We start from the raw sequence: 23,121 nt of genomic DNA, 5'->3' as shown, positions 1-23,121 counted from the left end.
ACGCGACCACAGGCATGGACCGCGGCGCGGAACTCGACAGCCGAACGGGGCACAGGCCCGAGGACACACGAGAGGGCTGCCCGCCGGCTCGGACGGACCCGCCGAACGGACCCGGGCGCCGACTGCCAGGGCGGACGGATGCGCGGGACGGACCAGGGACGGACCTGTCCGGCCGTGCGGACGCCCGGGACGGGCCGCGGCGCTACCTCTCCGGGCGGACGTCGGCGCGGGGCACACCAGGAGGCCCCCTGCCAGGAGGTACGGCGACGTGGGACGAGCCTGGCGGCGGCTCGGACGGACGCGCGGGGCTGCTGGACGGCGTGCGGCAATGGCTGGCCGAGAGCGGTTCCGAGCCGACCCCCGCCCGCGTGGCACAGGCGCTGCGTGAGCAGGGGCGGGTGCTCGGTGACGCCGAGGTTCTCGGCGCGGCCGAGCGGCTGCGGTCCGAGCTGGTCGGCAGCGGACCGCTGGAACCGCTGCTCGCCGACCCGTCGGTGACCGACGTGCTGGTGTCGGCGCCCGACAGGGTCTGGGTGGACCGCGGCGGCGGCCTGGAGCTGACCGCTGTGTCCTTTCCGGACGCGGCAGCCGTACGACGTCTCGCGCAGCGCCTCGCGGCGGTGGCCGGCAGAAGGCTCGACGACGCCCGCCCTTGGGTTGACGCCCGGCTGCCGGACGGGACACGTCTGCACGCGGTGCTGCCACCGGTCGCCGTCGGCTCCACCTGCCTCTCCCTGCGCGTCGTACGGCCACGTGCGTTCACCCTCGACGAGCTGGTGACGGCGGGGACGGTGCCGCCCGGCGGGGACCGGGTGCTCAGAGCGCTGCTGGACGCCCGGCTGTCCTTCCTCATCAGCGGAGGCACAGGCTCAGGCAAGACGACCTTGCTGAGCGCGTTGCTGGGGCTGGTGGGTCCAGGGGAGCGGATCGTGCTCGCCGAGGACTCGGCGGAGCTGCGGCCGGATCATCCGCATGTGGTGCGCCTGGAAGGCCGGCCCGCCAATCAGGAGGGCGTCGGCCTCGTCTCGCTCCAGGATCTCGTCCGGCAGGCCTTGCGGATGAGACCGGACCGGCTGGTGGTCGGCGAGGTGCGCGGTCCGGAGGTCGTCTCGCTGCTGGCCGCCCTCAACACAGGACATGAGGGTGGTTCAGGAACTCTTCATGCCAACGCGGCGGCTCAGGTCCCGGCCCGGCTGGAGGCGCTCGGCACGGCGGCCGGGCTCGACCGGGCAGCTCTGCACAGCCAACTGGCGGCGGCTCTGTCCGTGGTCCTGCATCTCGTGCGGGATCGGGCCGGACGGCGCCGGATCGCCGAGGTACACGTGCTGGAACGCGACCCGTCGGGGCTGGTGGTGACGGTGCCGGCGCTGCGGTGGGGCGAGGACGCCTTCGTGTACGAGCGGGGGTGGGCGCGGCTTCGGGAGCTGCTCCGGGACGGGAACCACGGACATCGTGGGCCGACTCGGCTCGGGGCGGATGCAGTGCTTCCGGACCGGCGGTGGGCGAGGAGCGCTTCGGGCGGAACGGACGCCGGGGCGGTGACCGGGGAGAGGCGGCGGGATGCGAACGGGGAGTGGGATGGGGATCGGTGAGATGGCGGACGCGCCCGCGGGAGCGGCCGTGGCGTGTGCGGGGATTGCGGCTTGGCTGATCGGTGGGCGCGGCTCGGGGGTGCGCAGAGCGAGGGTGCTGCTCGCCGGCGATGGGGAGGCGATCGGGCCGCCCCGGTGGGAGCGGGTCCTGGTCGACTGGCGACGGCTGGGCGCGCGGCTGCGGCCCGAAGCGTGGTCGCTGGTGGCGGGATCGGCGATCGCGGTGATGGGCACCTCGGTACTGCCGCTTCTCCTCGGGGCCGCCGGAATGCCCCTGCTGGGGAGGGCGCGGCGGGCGGGAGAGGCTCGGCGAGAGCGGGAGCGACGCGGCGACGCGGTGATCGCCTTGTGCGGTGCCCTCGCCGGTGAGGTGCGGGCCGGACGTCAGCCCGGCGAGGCGCTGCTGGGAGCCGCACGGGACTCGGACGGGCTCGGTGACGCGCAGCCGGTGGTGCTGGCCGCGGCGAGGTTCGGCGGGGATGTGCCGGATGCGCTCACCGAGGCGGCGCGACAGCCTGGCGCGGACGGACTGGTGGGGCTCGCCGCGTGCTGGCGCGTGGCCGTGGACCGGGGTGCGGGACTCGCGGCGGGCCTGGACCGGCTGGAGGCCGCGCTGCGAGCCGAACGTGATCAAAGAGCCGACATGCGCGCGCAGTTGGCCGGATCACGCTCGACGGCCTCGATGCTCGCGGGCCTGCCGGTTCTCGGTCTCCTGCTCGGCACCACGCTCGGCGCGGACCCGCTGCACGTGCTGTTGCACACCGGTCCCGGACTGGGCTGTCTGCTGGTCGGCGGGGTGCTGGAGAGCGTGGGTCTGTGGTGGGCGCTACGGATCGTACGAGGGGCGGAGACGGCATGAACGCGGAAGTTGTCCACAGGCTGGGGGTGCTTGTGTGCGGAGTTCTCCTGGTCGGCACGTCGGCCCGCCGGCTCGGGGCGGTGCGGCGCGCGAGGAGCGTGCGCAGACGATTGGCCGAGTTGCTGCTCCTGGCGGCGGCGCCGTCGCCGAGGCGCCGCGAGGTCGGGAGCCACGTCCGGCGATGGCTGCCCTTGCTGGGCGTGGTGTGCGCCGGCTGGGTCCTGATCGGTGGTCTCGCCGGTGTTCTGGTGGGGCTGGTGGCCGGGTTCGGGGTCCGATGGTGGTGGCAGCGGCGGAATCCCACCCCACCGGAGGAGTACGACGGGATGCCGGCAGCCCGCCAACTACCGCTCGCCGCCGACTTGGTGGCGGCCTGTATCGCGGCGGGAGCGAGCCCCGTGTCGGCTGCTCAGGCTGTCGGTGAGGCGCTGGGCGGACCGGTGGGTGAGCGGCTGGCCCGGGGCGCTGCCGAGGTGCGGCTCGGGGGTGAACCGGGCGACGCGTGGCGGAGGCTGGCCTCGATACCGGGTGCCCAGGGACTGGCGCGGCTGCTGGAGCGCGCGGGTGAGTCGGGTGTACCGGCGGCTGTGCCGGTCGGCCGGATCGCGGCGGAGGCCCGCGCCGAGTGGGGGCGCGCCGCGACGGCGCGGGCACGCCGGGCGGCGGTCATGGTCACCGCGCCCGTAGGGCTGTGTTTCCTGCCGGCCTTCCTCGCGATCGGCGTGCTGCCGGTGGTGATCGGGCTGGCCGGCGGGCTGCTGCGAGGGGGTGGTGGGTGACGGGCGGCGGGAGCGGCGATCGGTGATGGGCACGTGCGCGAAATGACGGACAGGTCTGAATCTTACGGAGGTTGAAATGCGCAGGATGGTGCGAGTTCTCGGACGAGGGCAAGGGCAATGGTCCGTGCGGATGCGGGCCTGGATGCTCGCGTCGATCGCGTCGCGGAGGGACACGGGAATGGTCACGTCCGAGTACGCGGTGGGTGTCATCGCGGCGGTGGCCTTCGCGGCCGCGCTCTACAAGGTGGTGACGAGCGGGCAGGTCGGTGAGGAACTGCAGGGCATCGTGGGACGGGCACTCAATGTCCAGATGTGAACGGGGCCCGGGAGGAGCTCTGTTGAGGGTCGGTCCGGTCAGGCGTCGGGACGGCGGGTTCGTGACTGCCGAGGCCGCTGTGGTGCTGCCCTCGCTGGTGCTCGTCGGCCTGGCACTGGTCTGGGCCCTGCTCGCCGCGTCCGCGCAGATCCAGTGCGTGGACGCGGCGAGGGCGGGCGCTCGGGCGGCGGCACGCCAGGACTCGCCGGAAGCGGTCCTGGCGACGACCCTCCAAGCGGCCCCGCCCGGCGCGCGGGTCACGGTGAGCCGGGAGGCCGGTCTGGTCAGGGTGAAGGTCGGTGCGAGGACTCCGGGTCCCGCAGCGCTGTCCCTTGAACTGACGGACGAGGCCGTGGCGCTGGCGGAGGAGACGGTGGGGGAGACGGCTGTGGGGGTGGACAGGAGATGAGGGACTGGAGTCGCTGGCGGGGCGGGCGATGGGTGTGGTCATTCGTTGCAGGCCGTCGGTCCGCGCGGTGGCGCTCGTTCTCCGACAGGGGATCGGCGACCGTCTGGACGGTGGGAGCGATCACTGTGCTGTGTGCAGTCTTCGGAGCGGTGCTGGCGATGGGGCAGGCCGTCGTGGTGAGACACCGGGCGGCAGGGGCGGCTGACTTGGCGGCCCTCGCCGCGGCGGACCACTGGAGAGACGGCGGCGCGGCGGCCTGTGCCCGCGCGGACCGAGTGGCCCGAGCGCAGAGCGCTCGGCTCGTGCGGTGTGCCGTCGAGGGCCAGATCTCGGATGTGACGACGGCGTCCGGAACGGGACCGCTCATCGCGGAGGTCAGATCGAGGGCCGGGCCTCCGGGCTCTCCGGGGCTTGAGGGTCCCGCAGAGCCTCGGAGCTCTGCAGGGATTTGGGGTGCCGCGGTGTCTGCGGGTCCTGTGGAGTCTGCGGGTGCCGCGGTGTCCGAGGGGCCTGTGGAGCCTGCGGATTTCACCGAGCCTGCGGGTCGTGTGGAGTCCGAGGGTCCCGTGGAGCCTGCGGATTCCACCGGACCCGCGGGGCTTGAGGGCCGACGCGATCGAGAGTCCTCAACCCGGCCCACCAGGCCCTTGCCGTTCGGCCCCGGCTTCTCCGGCCCTCACCGCTCGGCCGTCACGCACCGGACGTTCACCCGTTCGGCCCCTACGCGCTCACCTTTCACCCGTCTGGCCCCGCATCCACGGCTTTCACTCGTCCGGCCCTCTGCTCTCGGGGCTCGCGCATCCGGCCCTGACTCCAGACCCGAGCTCGTTCGGCCCGGACCCGTTCGGCCCTGACTCCGCACTCGGGCCGCTCCGGCGCTGACTCGGCAGCCCTCATTCCTCCGGTGCCGCCCGCAGCAGCTCCGTGAGCAGGCGTACGGCGCCTCGCTTGTGCAGCGGGTCGTTCCCGTTGCCGCACTTGGGGGACTGGATGCAGGAGGGGCAGCCGGCTTCGCACTCGCAGGAGGCGATGGCCTGGCGGGTGGCCGTGAGCCAGGAGCGGGCCGTGTGGAAGGCGCGCTCGGCGAATCCGGCGCCGCCCGGGTGGCCGTCGTACACGAAGACGGTGGGCAGGAGTGTGTCCGGGTGGAGGGGGACGGAGACGCCGCCGATGTCCCAGCGGTCGCAGGTGGCGAAGAGCGGCAGCATGCCGATCGACGCGTGCTCGGCGGCGTGCAGGGCGCCGCCGAGGATCTCCGGGTTGATCCGGGCCGCGTCCAGCTGGTCCTCGGTGACCGTCCACCAGACGGCACGGGTACGGAGCGTACGAGGAGGGAGGTCGAGTTTCGTCTCGCCGAGAACCTCACCGGTGATGACACGCCGACGCAGGAAGGAGACGACTTGGTTGGTGACTTCGACAGAGCCGTAGCACAACCGTCCGTCGCCCCAGGGGACTTCGACGTCGGTTTCGAGGACGGCGATGGACGTGGTGTCGCGGGCGACTGTCGAATACGGCGGGCTGGCCTCCTCGACCAGCGCGACGGAGTCCTCCAGGTCCAGCTTGCGCACCAGGTACGTACGGCCCTGGTGCAGATGGACTGCGCCTTCGTGGACCGCCGTGTGCGCGGCGCCCTCGTCGACCGTGCCGAGCAGGCGCCCGGTCCCGGCCTCGACGACCTGCACCGGGCTGCCGCCGCCACCGCGGATGTCGGTCAGGTCGGCGGCCCGCTCGCGGCGTGTCCAGTGCCAGGCCGTGGCCCGGCGGCGCAGCAGCTTCGCGGCCTCCAGCTGCGGCAGCAGATCGGCGGTGGCGGGGCCGAAGAGCTCCAGGTCGTCGTCCGTGAGCGGGATCTCGGAGGCGGCGGCGCACAGGTGCGGGGCGAGGACGTACGGGTTGTCGGGGTCGAGGACCGTGGATTCCACCGGTTGGTCGAACAGGGCCTCGGGGTGATGAACGAGGAAAGTGTCCAGTGGGTCGTCGCGGGCGACCAGGATCGCCAGCGCGCCTTCTCCGGAGCGCCCCGCGCGGCCGGCCTGCTGCCAGAGGGAGGCGCGGGTGCCCGGGTAGCCGGAGATGACGACGGCGTCGAGGCCGGAGATGTCGACGCCGAGTTCGAGGGCGGTGGTGGCGGCGAGGCCGAGGAGTTCCCCGGAGTGCAGCGCGCTCTCCAGGGCACGGCGTTCCTCGGGGAGATAGCCGCCGCGATAGGCGGCGACGCGCCGGGCCAGTGAGCGGTCGATCTCGGCCAGGCGTTCCTGGGCGATCACCGCGACCAGCTCGGCGCCACGCCGGGACCGTACGAAGGCGATCGAACGCATGCCCTGGACGGTGAGGTCGGTCAGCAGATCGGCCGTTTCGGCGGTGGCGGTACGCCGGACGGGTGCACCTTTCTCGCCGTGCAGTTCGGTGAGCGGGGGCTCCCACAGGGCGAACACCAGTTCCCCGCGTGGGGAGGCGTCGTCGGCGACCTCGACGACCGGGAGGCCGGTCAGGCGGCGTGCCGCGACCGAGGGTTCGGCGGCGGTCGCGGAGGCCAGCAGGAAGACGGGATACGCGCCGTAGCGGGCGCAGATGCGGCGCAGACGGCGCAGCACCTGGGCGACGTGGGAGCCGAAGACACCTCGGTAGGTGTGGCACTCGTCGATCACGACATAGCGCAGGGCGCGCAGGAAGGAGGACCAGCGGGGGTGGGAGGGCAATATCCCGCGGTGCAGCATGTCGGGGTTGGTCAGGACGTAGTTGGCGTACTGGCGCACCCATTCGCGTTCCTCGAAGGGCGTGTCGCCGTCGTACACGGCTGGGCGTACGGCATTGCCCAGCGGTTGTGAAAGTTCCTTCACCGCCCGGCGCTGGTCGGCCGCCAGGGCCTTGGTGGGGGCCAGGTAGAGGGCGGTGGCACCCCGGCCGTTCGGGGCCTCGGAGCCGTCCAGGAGGGCCGTCAGGACCGGGGCGAGGTACGCCAGGGACTTGCCGGAGGCGGTGCCGGTGGCGACGATCACCGACTCGCCGTCCAGGGCGTGCTCGGCGACGCGTGCCTGGTGGGCCCAGGGGTGTTCGATGCCCGCGGCCTGCACCGCCGCGATGACCTCCGAACGGATCCGGTCGGGCCAGGCGGCATGACGACCCGCTCGCGGGGGCAAGTGCTCCGTATGAGTGATGCGCGAAGCCCGGCTCGGCCCCGAGGCGAGCCGGTCCAGGACGGTGCTCGGCGAGGGGCGGGAAGCGGTGTCCGCCGTGGATCGATCGGATCGGTGATTCTTGGCCATCGGCATCGAGTGTGTCACTGGCGTGACGGACAATGGGCCCAAGGCGTCGTGCACGCCTGCCGGTAAGTGATTGAATGCCATCGCGGCTGGCGAACCGTCCCGGGGGCTCTGCCGAGGTGTCCCATGGGGCGACCGCTCGATAGCAAGGTGCTGGAGGATCCGTGGACCTGTCCCTGTCGACTCGCAATGTGTCCGGCCCTAATGGCGACCGTACGGTCGTCGAGGTCGGCGGCGAAATCGATGTATATACCGCGCCCAAGCTGCGCGAGCAGCTGGTCGAGCTGGTGAACGACGGCAGCTTCCACCTCGTCGTCGACATGGAGGGCGTGGACTTCCTCGACTCCACCGGTCTCGGCGTGCTGGTGGGCGGCCTGAAGCGCGTCCGGGCCCATGAGGGCTCGCTGCGTCTGGTCTGCAACCAGGAGCGCATTCTGAAGATCTTCCGTATTACTGGTCTCACCAAGGTGTTCCCGATCCACACCTCGGTGGAGGAGGCGGTCAACGCGACCGACTGACCAGCGGTCTCCCGGGTCGTGGGCCCGGGCTTCGCAGGAGTGGGGGTCCGGGCCCACGGCCCGGTCCCCTGAGAGCACGCCCGTAGTACAGCACGCCCGTAGTTCAGAGGGGGATGCATGGCCACCGTTGAACTCCGCTTCAGCGCGCTGCCCGAGCACGTCAGAACCGCCCGACTGGTGGCGGCAGCGGTGGCGCGCAGGGCCGGAGTGGACGAGGCCGTCCTCGACGAGGTCAGGCTCGCCGTCGGCGAGGCCTGTACTCGTGCCGTCGGACTGCACCAGAGCAACGGCATCTTGGCGCCGGTGCAGGTGACGCTGATCGAGGAGGAGAAGCAGTTCTCCATCGAGGTCGGTGACGAGGCGCCGGGTTCGGTGCCCGGAGGGGCGGCGTCCGGCGCCGCCTCGGACGCGGAGACCGAGGAGGACGAGATGGGCCTCGCGGTCATCAGCGGCCTCGTCGACGACGTGGAAGTCACCGCCGGAGAGCACGGCGGACTGATCAGGATGAGCTGGCCCACTACGCCGCCGGCCGTGGCTCTTTCCTGACAACCGCCCCTCATTTTTTGCCCCGAAGGGCCCTACTCGGTGGGGCCCTTCGGCATGTCCGGGAACTCGCGTTCGTCCATATGGTGATCGTGCACGGCGTTTCGTGAATTGATTCACGATCATTCGCGCGATAATTGGATCAAGCGTCAACGCTTCTGGGGCATTACTGCATTTGGGTCCGTGGACGCCTGTCGATCATTTGCTGAAGAGCAAGTCACGGCTAATTCCGCTTACCGCGCACTGTTTTGATCAGGTTCCGGTACCTAGAATCCGTCCACATCTTGAGCTCAGCCCAAGCGTCAAGGAGGACGAATGGCGGGGCTTTCTACCCCTCATCAGTTTGACCACCCCACAACCTTCGCAGCTGCGGTTCTGACGGACGGCAACCGTCTCATCGTGATGGTCATCGCGGTCGTCGCCGTGGCGGCGCTCGTCGTCGCCGGGATCCTGGTGCGCCAGGTTCTCGCGGCCGACGAGGGCACCGACAGCATGAAGAAGATCGCGACGGCGATCCAGGAGGGCGCGAATGCCTACCTGGGACGTCAGATGCGCACGCTCGGCGTATTCGCCGCCGTGGTGTTCTTCCTGCTCATGCTGCTACCGGCGGACGACTGGAATCAGCGCGCCGGACGGTCGATCTTCTTCTTGATCGGCGCGGCGTTCTCGGCGACCACCGGTTATATCGGTATGTGGCTCGCCGTACGGAGCAATGTCCGCGTGGCCGCCGCGGCACGGGAAGCGACCCCGGCGGAGGGTGAGCCCGAAAAGGATCTCACCGCCGTCTCGCACAAGGCCATGAAGATCGCTTTCCGCACCGGTGGCGTCGTCGGCATGTTCACGGTGGGGCTCGGTCTGCTGGGCGCCTCGTGTGTGGTGCTCGTGTACGCGGCCAACGCGCCGAAGGTCCTGGAGGGCTTCGGTCTCGGCGCGGCACTGATCGCCATGTTCATGCGTGTCGGCGGCGGCATCTTCACCAAGGCCGCCGACGTCGGCGCCGACCTGGTCGGCAAGGTCGAGCAGGGCATTCCGGAGGACGATCCGCGCAATGCCGCGACCATCGCCGACAACGTCGGCGACAACGTCGGCGACTGTGCCGGCATGGCCGCGGACCTCTTCGAGTCGTACGCCGTCACGCTCGTCGCCGCGCTGATCCTCGGCAAGGTGGCGTTCGGCGACTCCGGGCTGGCGTTCCCGCTGATCGTGCCCGCGATCGGCGTCCTCACCGCGATGATCGGCATCTTCGCGGTGGCGCCCCGGCGCACCGACCGCAGCGGCATGTCCGCGATCAACCGCGGGTTCTTCATCTCCGCGGTGATCTCGCTCGTGCTGGTCGCCCTGGCCGTCTACATCTACCTTCCGGGAACCTACGGGGAGCTGGACGGTGTCACGGACGCGGCGATCAAGGCCAAGGGCGGTGATCCGAGGGTCCTCGCGGTCGTCGCCGTCGCGATCGGCATCGTGCTGGCCGCGCTCATCCAGCAGTTGACCGGCTACTTCACCGAGACCAGCCGCCGTCCCGTCCGGGACATCGGCAAGAGTTCGCTGACCGGCGCGGCCACCGTCATCCTCGCCGGTATCTCCATCGGTCTCGAATCGGCCGTCTACACCGCCCTGTTGATCGGCCTCGGCGTGTACGGGGCGTTCCTGCTGGGCGGTACGTCGATCCTGCTGGCGCTGTTCGCGGTGGCGCTCGCCGGAACGGGCCTGCTCACCACGGTCGGTGTCATCGTCGCGATGGACACCTTCGGCCCCGTCTCCGACAACGCGCAGGGCATCGCCGAGATGTCCGGCGACGTCGAGGGCGCGGGCGCGCAGGTGCTCACCGACCTGGACGCCGTCGGCAACACCACCAAGGCCATCACCAAGGGCATCGCCATCGCCACCGCAGTCCTCGCGGCCTCGGCCCTCTTCGGCTCGTACCGTGACGCGATCACCACGGCCGCGAGCGACGTGGGCGAGAAGGTCTCGGGTCCCGGCGCACCGCTGAACCTGATGATGGACATCTCGCAGCCCAACAACCTGGTGGGTCTCATCGCGGGCGCAGCGGTCGTCTTCCTCTTCTCGGGGCTGGCGATCAACGCGGTGTCGCGGTCCGCCGGGGCGGTGGTCTACGAGGTGCGGCGGCAGTTCCGCGAACACCCCGGGATCATGGACTACTCCGAGAAGCCCGAGTACGGGCGCGTCGTCGACATCTGCACCAAGGACGCGCTGCGCGAACTGGCCACACCAGGCCTGCTCGCGGTGCTCACGCCGATCGCGATCGGGTTCACGCTCGGCGTCGGCGCGCTCGGCTCGTTCCTCGCCGGCGCGATCGGCACCGGAACGCTGATGGCGGTCTTCCTCGCCAACTCCGGTGGAGCGTGGGACAACGCCAAGAAGCTGGTCGAGGACGGCCACCACGGCGGCAAGGGCAGCGAGGCCCACGCCGCGACGGTGATCGGCGACACGGTGGGTGACCCCTTCAAGGACACGGCCGGACCGGCGATCAACCCGCTGTTGAAGGTCATGAACCTGGTGTCGCTGCTGATCGCTCCGGCGATCGTCAAATTCTCGTACGGCGACGACAAGAGTGTCGGCGTACGGGTGTTCATCGCCATTCTCGCGCTCCTCGTGATCGTGAGTGCCGTGTACATCTCGAAGCGGCGCGGGATCGTCATGGGCGATGAGGAGGAAAACGAGGAAGGGGTCGCCAAGTCGGCCGATCCGGCGGTGGTTTCCTAGCTCACAGGTTCTGCGCCTGATGTGGCACGACTTCCGTGCCAGGTCGGGGAGGCAGGCCAACGGGCGGGTGGACGGCGCGTTTTGACGTGCTGTGCGCCCGCCCTGTGTGTGTTCACTCCGCGGTCGTGAGCCTTCTCTCGCTTGGTGCAAATGGCTTCAACAAGTGTTTTAGCGGACATTCGCCATGTGAGTGTCGCCCACATGGCGTGTATGTTCCGGGGCCGAGAGCCATGGAAGGGACCAAACCGGTGAACAAGAAGCTCGCGGTCGCACTGTCCGGCGGTGCGGTACTGGTGCTCGCGTTGTCGGGATGCGGCGGCAGCGCCAACAGCAGCAACGACAAGCTGAACTCATGGGCCAAGGCGGTCTGTGACGCGGTGAAGCCGCAGGCGCAGAAGATCGAGGACGCCAACGCCGCGATCCAGAAGCAGACCTCTGACAACAGCACGCCGGAAGCCGTTCAGAACACGGACGCACAGGCCTTCCAGGACATGTCCGACGCCTACAAGGCGATCGGTACCGCCGTCGACAACGCGGGGCCGCCGAACGTCGACGGTGGCCAGACGAAGCAGACCAACGCGGTCAATGAGCTCAACGGCATCTCCGCTTCGTACGCCGGCCTGAAGAAGCAGGTCGACAAGCTCGACACCAAGGACCAGGCCAAGTTCGCCGACGGCCTGAAGGACATCGCGACGCAGCTCGCCAAGCTGAGCCAGAGCGGGAACGACGCCCTGAACCAGTTGGAGAAGGGCGACGTGGGCAAGGCGATGGCGCAACAGGAGACCTGCAAGTCGGCGTCCGGGTCCGCGGCGGCGACCACGGGCTGAGTTCCCGGGGAACCGTCGGTGGCGGCCCAGAGCCGAGTCTCCGTGACGGGTCTCGGAGTGGTGAACGAAAGTTCGATCGAACGAGAGCCCGGCGCGGGCGTGCCGGGCTCTCGGCATGCCCTGTCCACAGACGACAGTCGCAGGTGATGTGCTCTCCACAGCTGGCGCGTTGTCCACAGGTGTGGGTGCCGGTGGGCGATAGCGGACACAATGGGAGGCGTGAGCCACACCAGCCTGTCACCGCTGCCCTCGTCCGATCGCACCGACATCGCCGCCCGGCTGCGGAGCGCCCTCCTCGACGCCTCCTTCACCGCGGACGGACTCCTCGACCTGCTCGGCGCCCCCGCATACGCGGCGCTGGCGCGCAGTGAGACCGTGCCCGCCCTGAGGGCGACCCGTGGGGACACACCGCTGGAGACGCTCGTGCGGCTGTTCCTGCTGCAGCAGCCCGTGCCGCACGCGCGTGTGGCGGACGTGCTGCCCGTCGAGGACGCTCTCGAATGCGGCTGGCTGACCCGGACGGGCGGTGACGAGGTCGCGGCGAGTGTCGACATCCGGCCCTACGGCGGTCCCGGCGGTGAGGACTGGTTCATCGTGTCCGACCTCGGATGCGCCGTCGGCGGGGCGGGCGGCATCGGCAGCCGGGAGGAGGGTGTCGTCCTCGGTGTGGGAGGCGCCTCCACGACGCTCGCCGGTATCACCGTGCGTACACCCGTCGACTCCGCGCTCGACCTCGGTACGGGCTCCGGAATCCAGGCCCTGCACGTCGCGCAGCACGCCACGCGTGTGACCGCGACCGACCTGAACCCCCGCGCCCTGCACGTCACCGCGCTCACTCTGGCACTTTCCGGCGCCCCGGCGGCCGACCTGCGTCAGGGATCCCTCTTCGAGCCGGTCCGCGCCGACGAGACGTACGACCTGATCGTCTCGAACCCGCCCTTCGTGATCTCGCCGGGTGCCCGGCTGACGTACCGCGACGGCGGAATGGGCGGGGACGATCTGTGCCGCATGCTCGTTCAGGAGTCGGGGGCCCGGCTGAACGAAGGGGGGTACGCCCAGTTCCTGGCCAACTGGCAGCATGTGGAAGGCGAGGACTGGCAGGACCGGCTGCGTTCCTGGGTGCCACGCGGCTGCGACGCGTGGATCGTGCAGCGCGAGGTACAGGACGTCACGCAGTACGCGGAGTTGTGGCTGCGCGACGCGGGTGACCACCGCGCGGACCCGGCCGAGTACCAGGCCCGGTACGACGCGTGGCTCGACGAGTTCGAGGCGCGCAAGGTGAAGGCCGTCGGCTTCGGATGGATCACGCTGCGCAGGACGACGGCGGCCGAGCCCTCCATCACGGTCGAGGAGTGGCCGCACTCCGTCGAGCAGCCGCTCGGCGAGGCCGTGCGCGAGCACTTCGACCGGGTCGACTATCTGCGGCGGCACGACGACGCGGGCCTGCTCGCCGGTCACTTCAGACTCGTGACCGAGGTCGTGCAGGAGCAGGTCGGACTGCCCGGCGCCGAGGACCCGGAGCATGTGGTGCTGCGTCAGCACCGCGGAATGCGCCGGGCCACCAAGGTGGACACGGTCGGCGCGGGCTTCGCCGGCGTGTGTGACGGCACGTTGAGCGCGGGGCGGATTCTTGATGCCATCGCCCAACTGGTCGGTGAGGACGCGGTCTTGCTGCGCGACAGGACGCCCGCGCAGATCCGCCTGCTGGTCGAACAGGGATTCCTGGAGCCGGTTGAGTAGCCGGTCGAGCAGCTGGGTGATGCCGGGGCGGTGTGGGGCGGACCTCGGCTGGAGCTGGAGCTGGAGCTGGGGGTGAGGCGAGGTCGGCGGTGCCGGCTGTCCGCGGAGCATCCGGCCTGCGGAGCGTCCGGCGTGCGGCGCCACCCGGCGTGGCTGCCCTTTTGCCCGCGGTCCCTCGGGCCGTCCCGCCGGGTGGCTCCTCCGGAGCGCATCACGCGCCCGGGGTGGTCCGGCGAGGTGCGGGCGGGCGTCGCCTGGCCGTGTCCGGGGTCTGGAGCGCGGGCGTCCGCGATCGGGTTCGTGTCCGGGTCCCTGAGCCTCCGGGGCCCCGGCCCTCCGGGTCCCCGGCCCTCCGAGCCTCGTTCCGCCGGACACCGGATCGGCATCTTCCACCGGGAGGGGAAACCGGCCAACATCTGATGGGCGGCGGACACTTCCGGCCATCCCTGGCGCGCATGCCGCTCACCTCGCTGACCGCGGCGCCGCGCGTCAGCCGGAACCGCACGAACCACGAACCCCCGGCTCATCGCTGTCGCCGTCGCATCGCAGTCGAGAACACCCGCGGTAGCCAGAGCATCCAGCCGTAGAGCCAGAGCATCCAGCCGTAGCCGTAGCCACCGCCTTCGCACTGCCGTCGTCGGGATCCTGGAAGACGAAGACGTATAGGGGTGCGGAGACGGACTAGGGCTGCGGGAAATGGCCTGCGAAGTGCGCGGGAAAAGGTGATCGGCTGGGGGAAAGCTCCGTGGTGGCAGGTTCGAGGCGCGCAGGGCGCGCAGGGCGCGCGGGAACACGGGCGAAGGTGTACAGCCGGCCGGCCGGCTGGGCGACGAGCGGGACGGGAACGACGGATTCGCCACAGTCGGGCGCGCCGCGAGCCGCGCCGACGAGAAGCGGACGGTTGGGTGGACGGCGGCGCCGGGGGCGGTGAGAGCACCTCATGGGACGCCGGTTGCCCGCCGTTCACCGAGGGTTCGTACGCACGCTGCCAAGGCGTGTCAGCCTCCCGAGCCTGGGGAATCGGGGCGGAAGGACAGAGCCATGGAGAGCGGACCGGCGATCTTCGCGGGGGTGGTGTTCGCCCTGTTCGGAGGCGGAATCCTGGCCTGGACAGTGGTGCGGGTGCGGCAGGGTGAGCCGGTTGCCCACGGTGTGAACCGTGTCGCATCCGCGACCCTCGCGGGCGTCGCGGGAAGCGGGGCTCTGGTGCTCGGAATGTGGTGCTTCACGCGCGGGTGAGACCGCGCGTGAGGACCACGGGTCGAGTAACAGAGGAGTTACCCTCCGGATAGGCCCGAAAGGGCTGGTCGACGCTCCGGGCGGCAGGAATGGCGGTAGTCGGGTTACCGTTCGAGTGGCCGTTGCGGGCTTTTCCCGTTTGACACGGGGGCGGGATGTACCGTCACACTCCGCAGCGTCAGCATGACCCGACCCCTCGGGAATCAAGTCCCGGGGAGATTCCGCGTCGACCGGAGAGAAGAGCGAAGTTGTCCCCGACCAGCGACACCGCACACGGCGGCCGCCGACTCGTCATCGTCGAGTCGCCCGCCAAGGCGAAGACGATCAAGGGCTATCTCGGCCCCGGCTATGTCGTCGAAGCGAGCGTCGGGCACATCCGTGACCTCCCCAGCGGCGCCGCGGAGGTGCCCGAGAAGTACACCGGTGAGGTCCGCCGCCTCGGTGTGGACGTCGACAACGACTTCCAGCCGATCTATGTGGTCAACGCCGACAAGAAGGCCCAGGTCAAGAAGCTCAAGGACCTGCTGAAGGACTCCGACGAGCTCTTCCTCGCCACCGATGAGGACCGCGAGGGCGAGGCCATCGCGTGGCACCTCCTGGAGGTCCTCAAGCCCAAGGTTCCCGTCCACCGGATGGTCTTCCACGAGATCACCAAGGACGCGATCCGCAGCGCCGTCGAAAACCCGCGCGAGCTGAACAAGCGCATGGTCGACGCCCAGGAGACCCGCCGCATCCTCGACCGCCTGTACGGCTACGAGGTCTCGCCGGTCCTGTGGAAGAAGGTCATGCCGCGGCTGTCGGCCGGCCGCGTCCAGTCCGTGGCGACCCGGCTCGTCGTCGAGCGGGAGCGCGAGCGCATCGCCTTCCGTTCCGCCGAGTACTGGGACCTGAACGGCACTTTCGGCACCGGCCGCACCGGTGACGCCAGCGACCCGTCCAACCTGGTCGCCCGCCTCACCTCGGTCGACGGCAAGCGCGTCGCGCAGGGCCGCGACTTCGACTCGCTGGGCCAGATCAAGGGCGCGAACACGCTCCACCTGGACGAGACGAACGCCCGTGCGCTCGCCGCCGCCCTTCAGGACACGAACTTCGCGGTCCGCTCGGTCGAGTCCAAGCCCTACCGCCGCTCGCCGTACGCGCCGTTCCGTACGACGACGCTCCAGCAGGAGGCCTCGCGCAAGCTGGGCTTCGGTGCGAAGGCGACCATGCAGGTGGCCCAGAAGCTGTACGAGAACGGCTTCATCACCTATATGCGTACGGACTCCACGACCCTGTCCGACACCGCGATCACGGCCGCCCGTGCCCAGGTCACGCAGCTGTACGGCGCCGACTACCTGCCGGCGCAGCCGCGTACGTACGCCGGGAAGGTCAAGAACGCGCAGGAGGCGCACGAGGCGATCCGTCCCTCGGGCGATCGTTTCCGTACCCCGGCCGAGACAGGACTGACCGGTGACCAGTTCAGGCTGTACGAGCTGATCTGGAAGCGGACCGTCGCCTCCCAGATGAAGGACGCGGTCGGCAACTCCGTCACCGTGAAGATCGCGGGACAGGCCGCCGACGGCCGTGACGCCGAGTTCAGCGCGTCCGGCAAGACGATCACTTTCCACGGCTTCCTGAAGGCGTACGTCGAGGGCGCGGACGACCCGAACGCCGAGCTCGACGACCGCGAGCGCCGCCTTCCGCAGGTCGGCGAGGGAGACCCGCTGTCCGCCGAGGAGATCACGGTCGACGGCCACGCCACCAAGCCGCCGGCCCGCTACACCGAGGCGTCCCTGGTCAAGGAGCTCGAAGAGCGCGAGATCGGCCGCCCGTCGACGTACGCGTCGATCATCGGCACGATCCTCGACCGCGGTTACGTCTTCAAGAAGGGGACGGCCCTGGTGCCCTCCTTCTTGTCGTTCGCCGTGGTCAACCTCCTGGAGAAGCACTTCGGGCGGCTCGTCGACTACGACTTCACCGCCAAGATGGAGGACGACCTCGACCGCATCGCGCGCGGCGAGGCGCAGGCCGTGCCGTGGCTGCGGCGGTTCTACTTCGGTGAGGGCGAGGCGACCGGCGCCGCCGAGGCCGGCAACGGCGACGGCGACCACCTGGGCGGCCTCAAGGAGCTCGTCACCGACCTGGGCGCCATCGACGCCCGCGAGGTGTCCTCCTTCCCGGTCGGCAACGACATCGTGCTGCGCGTCGGCCGCTACGGCCCGTACGTCGAGCGCGGCGAGAAGGACTCCGAGAACCACCAGCGCGCCGATGTGCCCGAGGATCTGGCTCCGGACGAGCTGACGGTCGACCTCGCCGAGGAGCTGCTCGCCAAGCCGAGCGGTGACTTCGAGCTCGGCGCCGACCCCGAGACGGGCCGTCAGATCATCGCCAGGGACGGCCGCTACGGCCCGTACGTCACCGAGGTGCTCCCCGAGGGCACCCCGAAGACGGGCAAGAACGCCGTCAAGCCGCGTACCGCCTCGCTGTTCAAGTCGATGGCGGTCGACACGGTGACCCTGGACGACGCCCTCAAGCTGATGTCCCTGCCGCGCGTCGTCGGTGAGGACGCCGAGGGCGTCGAGATCACCGCGCAGAACGGGCGCTACGGGCCGTACCTGAAGAAGGGCACGGACTCGCGCTCGCTCACCGCGGAGGACCAGCTCTTCACCATCACGCTGGAAGAGGCGCTGGAGATCTACTCCCAGCCCAAGCAGCGGGGCCGTGCGGCGGCCAAGCCGCCGCTGAAGGAGCTCGGCGAGGACCCGGTCAGCGGGAAGCCGGTCGTGGTCAAGGACGGCCGTTTCGGGCCGTACGTGACCGATGGCGAGACCAACGCGACGCTGCGTTCGGACGACAGTGTCGAGGAGATCACGCCGGAGCGCGGTTACGAACTGCTCGCCGAGAAGCGTGCCAAGGGTCCGGCCAAGAAGACGGCGAAGAAGGCCGCCGCGAAGAAGGCGCCCGCCAAGAAGGCACCGGCCAAGAAGACGGCCGCCAAGACGACGGCTTCGAAGACGGCCGCCAAGAAGGCGCCCGCCAAGAAGACCGCCGCGAAGAAGACGGCGGCCTCCGAGGGCTGAGTCCTACCTTGTCGCAGAAGTGGACGCCTCTACACCATTTGGTGTGGGGGCGTCCGTATGTTCGGGCAGCCCTCCGGGGAGTCAGTGGGTCCGGATAGGCTGGCAGGATGACGCGAGCCGAGCAGCCAACGGCCCAGAATTGGGCCCCCGACGACTCCCTGGTCGCGGATTCACGCGAGCGTGCCGTCCGCGCCCTGCTGCGTCAACCGCAGTTGAAGCGGTTGTGGAGCGCACACCTCGTGGGAGGTGTCGCGGACGCACTGGCCCTGCTCGTCCTGGTCGTTCTCGCCCTCCAGGCGGCGATCTCCGAGGGTTCCTTCGGCGGCGGCGCCCGCGGGGCCGCCCTCGCCGTGGCGGCCGTCTTCGGAGCACGCGTCCTCGCGACGCTGCTCTTCGGAGCCGTGCTCCTCGGGCCCCTGACCTCGCTGACCTCTCCCGGCGGGCTCCTCGACCGGCGCTGGACCATGCTCGGAGCCGACGGCCTGCGGGCCGCGCTCCTCATCGTCGCGCCGCTGTTCATCGACTGGACCCCGGACAACGCGCTCGCCGTCCTGCTGGTCATCGTCTTCGTGTCCGGAGTCGCCGAGCGGTTCTGGACGGTGTGCCGGGAGAGCGCGGCGCCCGCGCTGCTGCCCGCGCCGCCGCTGGAGGGCGCCACGGTGCGCCCGCTGCCGGACCACCTGGACGCGCTGCGGCGGTTGTCCCTGCGTACGGCGTTCGCCGCGGTGCCGATCGCGGCCGTCGCCCTGGTCGCCGTCTCCCTCGTGAGCAACCTGCTGGGCGCCGGGATCGACTGGTTCGACCAGCACCAGGCGGCGCTCGCCTCGTACGTCGCGGCCGGGCTGTTCGCGGCCTCCCTCTCGGTGATCACCTTCCTCGAACTGCCCGACGCCCGCACCCCGCGCGCGCGGTCGCCGCTCGAAGGGCTGCGCCGCCCGAAGACGGGCGGCGGCATCGACAAGGGCCGCACCGGCGCGATTCCGCTCCTGGTGCCGGCCTGCGCGGCCGTCGCCGGAGCGATCTCGGCCGCCGTCGCCGTCGCCGTGCTGGACGCCATCGACCTGGGCGGCGGACCGGTGCTGTACGGGCTGTTGGTGCTGGCCCTGACCGGCGGCGTCGTCGTCGGCATCCGCACGGCGCCCGCACTGCTTCCGTCGCTGTCGCGGCGCAGGCTGCTCGCCCTCGCGATCGCCTTCACCGGGGTCGCGCTGCTGGTCGCCGGTCTCGTCCCGGATGTCACCAGCGTGCTGCTGATCGTCGCCTTCGCCGGTACCGGCGCGGGTGTCGCCGCCAACACCGGGCACGCGCTCCTCGACCAGGAGACCGAGGACCACCGCCGAGTCCGTACGACCGAACACCTTCACGCGGTCGTACGGGTCTTCGTGGCGGTCGGCGCGATCGTGGCGCCGCTGGTGGCCGCCGCGATCGGCCCGCACCGCCTGGAAAGCGGCAAGTTCGTGTTCGCGCACGGCGGTGCCGCCTTCACCCTGATGCTGGTCGGCGCACTCCTGCTGCCCGTCGCCGCCATGGTGCTCGCCAAGGTCGACGACCGTTCCGGGGTGCCGCTGCGCAAGGACGTGCTGGACGCGCTGCGCGGCGGCGACGACCCGGCACAGGTTGCCGCGACGAGCGGCTTCTTCATCGCCCTGGAAGGCGGCGACGGAGCCGGGAAGTCCACCCAGGCGCAGGCACTCGCCGACTGGATCCGGGCCAAGGGCCACGAGGTCGTAGTGACCCGCGAGCCGGGCGCCACGCCGGTCGGCAAGCGGCTGCGCTCGATCCTCCTCGACGTGTCGTCCGCGGGTCTCTCGCACCGTGCGGAGGCACTGCTGTACGCCGCCGACCGCGCGGAGCACGTCGACACGGTGGTGCGGCCCGCGCTGGAGCGCGGCGCCGTCGTCATCTCCGACCGCTACATCGACTCCTCGGTGGCCTACCAGGGCGCCGGCCGTGACCTGTCCCCGACGGAGATCGCCCGGATCAACCGGTGGGCGACGGACGGGCTCGTACCGCATCTGACGGTCCTGCTCGACGTGTCGCCGGAAGCCGCCCGCGAGCGGTTCACCGAGGCGCCCGACCGGCTGGAGTCGGAGCCGGTCGAGTTCCACACGCGCGTGCGGTCCGGTTTCCTCACGCTCGCCGCCGCCGACCCGAGCCGCTACCTGGTCGTCGACGCCGCGCAGGAGCCCGAGGCCGTCACCACGGTCGTACGGCACCGGCTCGACGTGATGCTGCCCCTCTCCGAGGCCGAGGTGAAGGCCCAGGAGGACGCGCGCAGGGCGGCCGAGGAGGAAGCCCGGCGCAAGGCCGAGGAAGAGGCCGCCCGCAAGGCGGAGGAGGAGCGTCTGGAACGCGAGCGCCAGGCGCAGCTCGCGAAACTGCGCGCCGAGGAGGACGAGCGCAAGCAGCGCGAGCTGGAAGAGGCCCAGCGCCGCGAGGCCGAGCGTCAGGCGGAGGAGGCCCGGCAGCGCGCCGAGGAGGCCCGCCGCCGCGCCGAGGAGGAGCGGGTCCGGCTGCTCGCCGAGGAAGAGGCCCGCGCCGCGGAGCAGGAGCGGGTGCGCCGGCAGGCCGAGGAGGAGGCGCGGCTGCGCGCCGAGGCCGAGGCGCGCCGCCTGGAGAAGCAGCGGAAGGCCGAGGAAGCGTTGCTGCGCGCCGAGGAGGCCCGGCGGATCGCCGCGGAGGCGGCCGCCGCTTCGGCTGCCGCGGCAGCTTCGGCCGAGGCCGCTGTGCCGAGCGCCGGGACGGGTACCGGAGCCGGTCCGAGGGGCGGTGCCCCGACCGGCCCGGGGGCCGGCACATGGACGGGGCGCGATGCCGGCGCCGGGACGGGACGCGGCGCCGGACAGTCCTCGACAGCCTCGGCATCTCCGTCTCAGTCACCTTCCGCGGCTGCCTCCGCAACCACGCCTTCATGGGCCGCGGCGGCTTCCGAGCCGGACAACGAGACGACGCTGCCCACGCCGGTCGTCTCCGATCCGGCGGCCGACGAGACCGCCGTGCTTCCGCCCCTCAGGCCGGGTGAGGGACGCGCCGGTAAGCGTCCGGCGGCCCGTTCCGACGCCGAGGACACGGCCACGCTGCCGAAGCCGCCGGTTCCGGGCGGGGCGGCGGACGAGACGGCGGTGCTGCCGCCCGTCTCTCCGGCTCCGGGCGCGGCCGACGAGACGGCCGTCCTTCCTCCGGTACGGGACGGGGGTGCGGGGACCAGGTCCGACGCGCCGTCCGGTGACCCGGCGGACCGGATGCCTCGGGGCTTCTTCCGCGACGAGCGGCCGGCAGCCGGGCCAGAGGGTCCCGTCCGGCCGGCAGCCGGGCCAGAGGGTCCCGTCGACCGCACGCGGGAGCTGCCGCAGGTGGACGAGACGGGCGCCCCGCGCCGCAGGCCCCGCCCCGACTGGGCCGAGGAGACCCCGCTCGACGATCTCCCGACCCTGGCGGACGAACTGCTGGGCCCGCGCGAGGACGAGGACGACTGGGACGAGGGGCAGGATCAGGGGCGAGGAGGGCGGCGGCGCTAGCCTCCGGCCGGGCAGCCCGGGGCACCGGTGGTGCCGGTGCTCCGACGGCCCGTAGTCCGGGCGGCGGGCAGCCCGCGTTCGGCGGGTTGCGGCCTGCGGGGTGGGGGTTGCGGCCTGCGTTCGGCGGCTTGCCCCGCTGCCTGGGCCGGCAGGTCGCGGTCCGGTGGTGTGAATGCCCCGCCCGGGGAGCCACGCGTCCGGCTCCCCGTATCCGGCGAACGGCGAACGGCGGGTGGGGCCCGATTGTCAGTGGCGACCCGCACAATGGACGACGCGAGACAAAATGCGACGGAAGGGCGGAGCCCATGACTGTGTGGGACGACCTGGTGGGCCAGGAGAAGGTGAGCGAGCAGCTCGCCGCCGCTGCCCGGGACGCCGACGCCCTCGTCACCGCGGTCGCCGCGAAGGCCCCGCTCCCCGAGGCGTCCAAGATGACGCACGCCTGGCTGTTCACGGGCCCGCCCGGATCGGGCCGCTCCACGGCGGCGCGGGCGTTCGCGGCCGCGTTGCAGTGTGTGAGCCCCGACCGCGCGCTCGGCGGAATCCCCGGCTGCGGGTTCTGCGACGGCTGCCATACGAGCCTCGTCGGAACTCACGCCGATGTGCAGATCGTCCGCACCGATCTGCTCTCCATCGGCGTCAAGGAAACGCGCGACCTGGTCCGTCGCGCCCAGCTGTCCCCCGCCGTCGGCCGCTGGCAGGTCATCGTCCTGGAGGACGCGGACCGTCTCACGGAGGGCGCGGGCAACGTCCTGCTGAAGGCCGTCGAGGAGCCCGCGCCCCGTACGGTCTGGCTCCTGTGCGCGCCGTCCATCGAGGACGTGCTGCCCACGATCCGCTCCCGTTGCCGGCTGCTCACGCTGCGCACCCCGCCGGTGGAAGCCGTCGCCGACATCCTCGTTCGCCGTGACGGCATCGAGCCCGACGTCGCGGCGGCCGCCGCGCGCGCGACGCAGGGCCACATCGGGCGGGCCCGCCGCCTGGCCACCGACCCGAGCGCCCGGCAGCGCCGTGCCGCCGTCCTCAAGCTCCCGCTCCGGATCGACGACGTCGGAGGCTGCCTCAAGGCGGCGCAGGAGCTGATCGACACGGCCTCGGAGGACGCCAAGCAACTCGCCGAGGAAGTCGACGTCAAGGAGACCGAGGATCTGAAGACGGCACTCGGCGCGGTCCAGGGCGGTCGGATGCCGCGCGGCACGGCAGGAGTCATGAAGGAGCTGGAGGACCGGCAGAAGCGCCGAAGAACGCGTACGCAGCGCGACAGCCTGGATCTGGCCCTGATCGACCTCACCGGCTTCTACCGTGACGTACTCGCCCTTCAGCTCGGCTCGCGTCTGGCCATCGCCAACGTGGAGGCGGGGGACACGCTGGAGCGGCTGGCCCGCGGCAGTTCGCCGGAGTCGACCCTGCGCCGCATCGACGCGATCGCCGCGTGCCGGGAGGCACTCGACCGCAACGTCGCCCCGCTGCTCGCGGTGGAGGCGATGACGATGGCGCTCCGGGCGGGCTGAGCACCTTGCGCGCGCCGCGCACCGTCCGCTTCCGGGGTGCCGCGGCGCGCGGCACGGCGGACGTGCGCGATCCCGGCCGTCCGGGATCAGATCGTGCGGACCGGATCGCCTGACCATGTCGTGCGGACCCGATCGCCCCATCAGGCGGCCGTGCGGCTCGGACCATCCGGCGAGGGCGTGCTGCCCGGGTCTCCCGGCCAAGGGGCGACGCGTCCGGCGACCGG

General features: G+C 71.3%; 15 protein-coding genes and 1 pseudogene. 15 read left to right on the top strand and 1 reads right to left on the bottom strand.

Features of this window, described 5'->3' with window-relative positions; translation table 11 throughout:
* Window positions 1-248 precede the first annotated feature (248 nt).
* From ACFYW8_RS30345 to ACFYW8_RS30320, 6 genes and pseudogenes are all read left to right on the top strand, one after another.
* Window positions 249-1,592, top strand: coding sequence for a TadA family conjugal transfer-associated ATPase (locus ACFYW8_RS30345; protein ID WP_365878489.1), 1,344 nt, complete (start codon window positions 249-251; stop codon window positions 1,590-1,592).
* Window positions 1,579-2,451: a type II secretion system F family protein gene (locus ACFYW8_RS30340; protein WP_365878317.1), complete on the top strand. Its 873-nt coding sequence runs from the start codon at window positions 1,579-1,581 to the stop codon at window positions 2,449-2,451. Before ACFYW8_RS30345 ends, ACFYW8_RS30340 begins: the two co-directional genes overlap by 14 nt.
* Window positions 2,448-3,230: a type II secretion system F family protein gene (locus ACFYW8_RS30335; protein ID WP_389083758.1), complete on the top strand. Its 783-nt coding sequence runs from the start codon at window positions 2,448-2,450 to the stop codon at window positions 3,228-3,230. The genes ACFYW8_RS30340 and ACFYW8_RS30335 overlap by 4 nt, the downstream gene beginning before the upstream one ends.
* A gap of 178 nt (window positions 3,231-3,408) precedes the next feature.
* Window positions 3,409-3,546: a DUF4244 domain-containing protein gene (locus ACFYW8_RS30330; RefSeq protein WP_382783924.1), complete on the top strand. Its 138-nt coding sequence runs from the start codon at window positions 3,409-3,411 to the stop codon at window positions 3,544-3,546.
* Complete coding sequence (locus ACFYW8_RS30325; RefSeq protein ID WP_365878324.1) at window positions 3,533-3,955, top strand: TadE family type IV pilus minor pilin; 423 nt, start codon at window positions 3,533-3,535, stop codon at window positions 3,953-3,955. The genes ACFYW8_RS30330 and ACFYW8_RS30325 overlap by 14 nt, the downstream gene beginning before the upstream one ends.
* A 32-nt stretch (window positions 3,956-3,987) precedes the next feature.
* Window positions 3,988-4,380: pseudogene (locus ACFYW8_RS30320) on the top strand (Rv3654c family TadE-like protein); the annotation flags it as partial.
* 468 nt (window positions 4,381-4,848) lie between these two features.
* On the opposite strand, the gene ACFYW8_RS30315 reads toward ACFYW8_RS30320, so the two are convergent.
* On the bottom strand, window positions 4,849-7,302 hold the full coding sequence (locus tag ACFYW8_RS30315; RefSeq protein ID WP_389083751.1) for a DEAD/DEAH box helicase: 2,454 nt from the start codon (window positions 7,300-7,302) through the stop codon (window positions 4,849-4,851).
* A gap of 80 nt (window positions 7,303-7,382) precedes the next feature.
* On the opposite strand from ACFYW8_RS30315, the gene bldG reads away from it, so the two are divergent.
* From bldG to ACFYW8_RS30270, 9 genes are all read left to right on the top strand, one after another.
* Entirely contained in the window at window positions 7,383-7,736 is a 354-nt protein-coding gene (gene bldG / locus ACFYW8_RS30310; RefSeq protein ID WP_028799135.1) for an anti-sigma factor antagonist BldG, read from the top strand.
* 117 nt (window positions 7,737-7,853) lie between these two features.
* On the top strand, window positions 7,854-8,282 hold the full coding sequence (locus ACFYW8_RS30305; RefSeq protein WP_365878328.1) for an ATP-binding protein: 429 nt from the start codon (window positions 7,854-7,856) through the stop codon (window positions 8,280-8,282).
* 312 nt (window positions 8,283-8,594) lie between these two features.
* On the top strand, window positions 8,595-11,003 hold the full coding sequence (locus ACFYW8_RS30300) for a sodium-translocating pyrophosphatase (protein WP_365878330.1): 2,409 nt from the start codon (window positions 8,595-8,597) through the stop codon (window positions 11,001-11,003).
* 230 nt (window positions 11,004-11,233) lie between these two features.
* Complete coding sequence (locus ACFYW8_RS30295) at window positions 11,234-11,830, top strand: small secreted protein (protein WP_389083740.1); 597 nt, start codon at window positions 11,234-11,236, stop codon at window positions 11,828-11,830.
* A 210-nt stretch (window positions 11,831-12,040) separates the two neighbouring features.
* The gene (locus tag ACFYW8_RS30290) at window positions 12,041-13,570 is read left to right on the top strand and encodes a methyltransferase (protein ID WP_389083735.1); all 1,530 of its coding nucleotides are present in this window, start codon (window positions 12,041-12,043) and stop codon (window positions 13,568-13,570) included.
* Between the two features lie 1,041 nt (window positions 13,571-14,611).
* Window positions 14,612-14,809, top strand: a complete 198-nt coding sequence (locus ACFYW8_RS30285; protein WP_365878336.1) for a hypothetical protein — start codon at window positions 14,612-14,614, stop codon at window positions 14,807-14,809.
* Between the two features lie 248 nt (window positions 14,810-15,057).
* Window positions 15,058-17,868 (top strand): type I DNA topoisomerase, encoded by a 2,811-nt coding sequence (topA, locus tag ACFYW8_RS30280; protein WP_389083728.1) that lies wholly within the window; start codon window positions 15,058-15,060, stop codon window positions 17,866-17,868.
* A 107-nt stretch (window positions 17,869-17,975) separates the two neighbouring features.
* Entirely contained in the window at window positions 17,976-21,386 is a 3,411-nt protein-coding gene (tmk, locus tag ACFYW8_RS30275; protein ID WP_389083723.1) for a dTMP kinase, read from the top strand.
* A 305-nt stretch (window positions 21,387-21,691) separates the two neighbouring features.
* The gene (locus tag ACFYW8_RS30270; RefSeq protein WP_389083718.1) at window positions 21,692-22,897 is read left to right on the top strand and encodes a DNA polymerase III subunit delta'; all 1,206 of its coding nucleotides are present in this window, start codon (window positions 21,692-21,694) and stop codon (window positions 22,895-22,897) included.
* Window positions 22,898-23,121 lie beyond the last annotated feature (224 nt).

Origin of the sequence: Streptomyces sp. NPDC002742, assembly GCF_042888885.1 — a bacterium.
Lineage (GTDB): Bacteria > Actinomycetota > Actinomycetes > Streptomycetales > Streptomycetaceae > Streptomyces.
The sequence above is the reverse complement of the archived record's forward strand: the minus strand, read 5'-3'. Positions and strand labels throughout refer to the sequence as shown.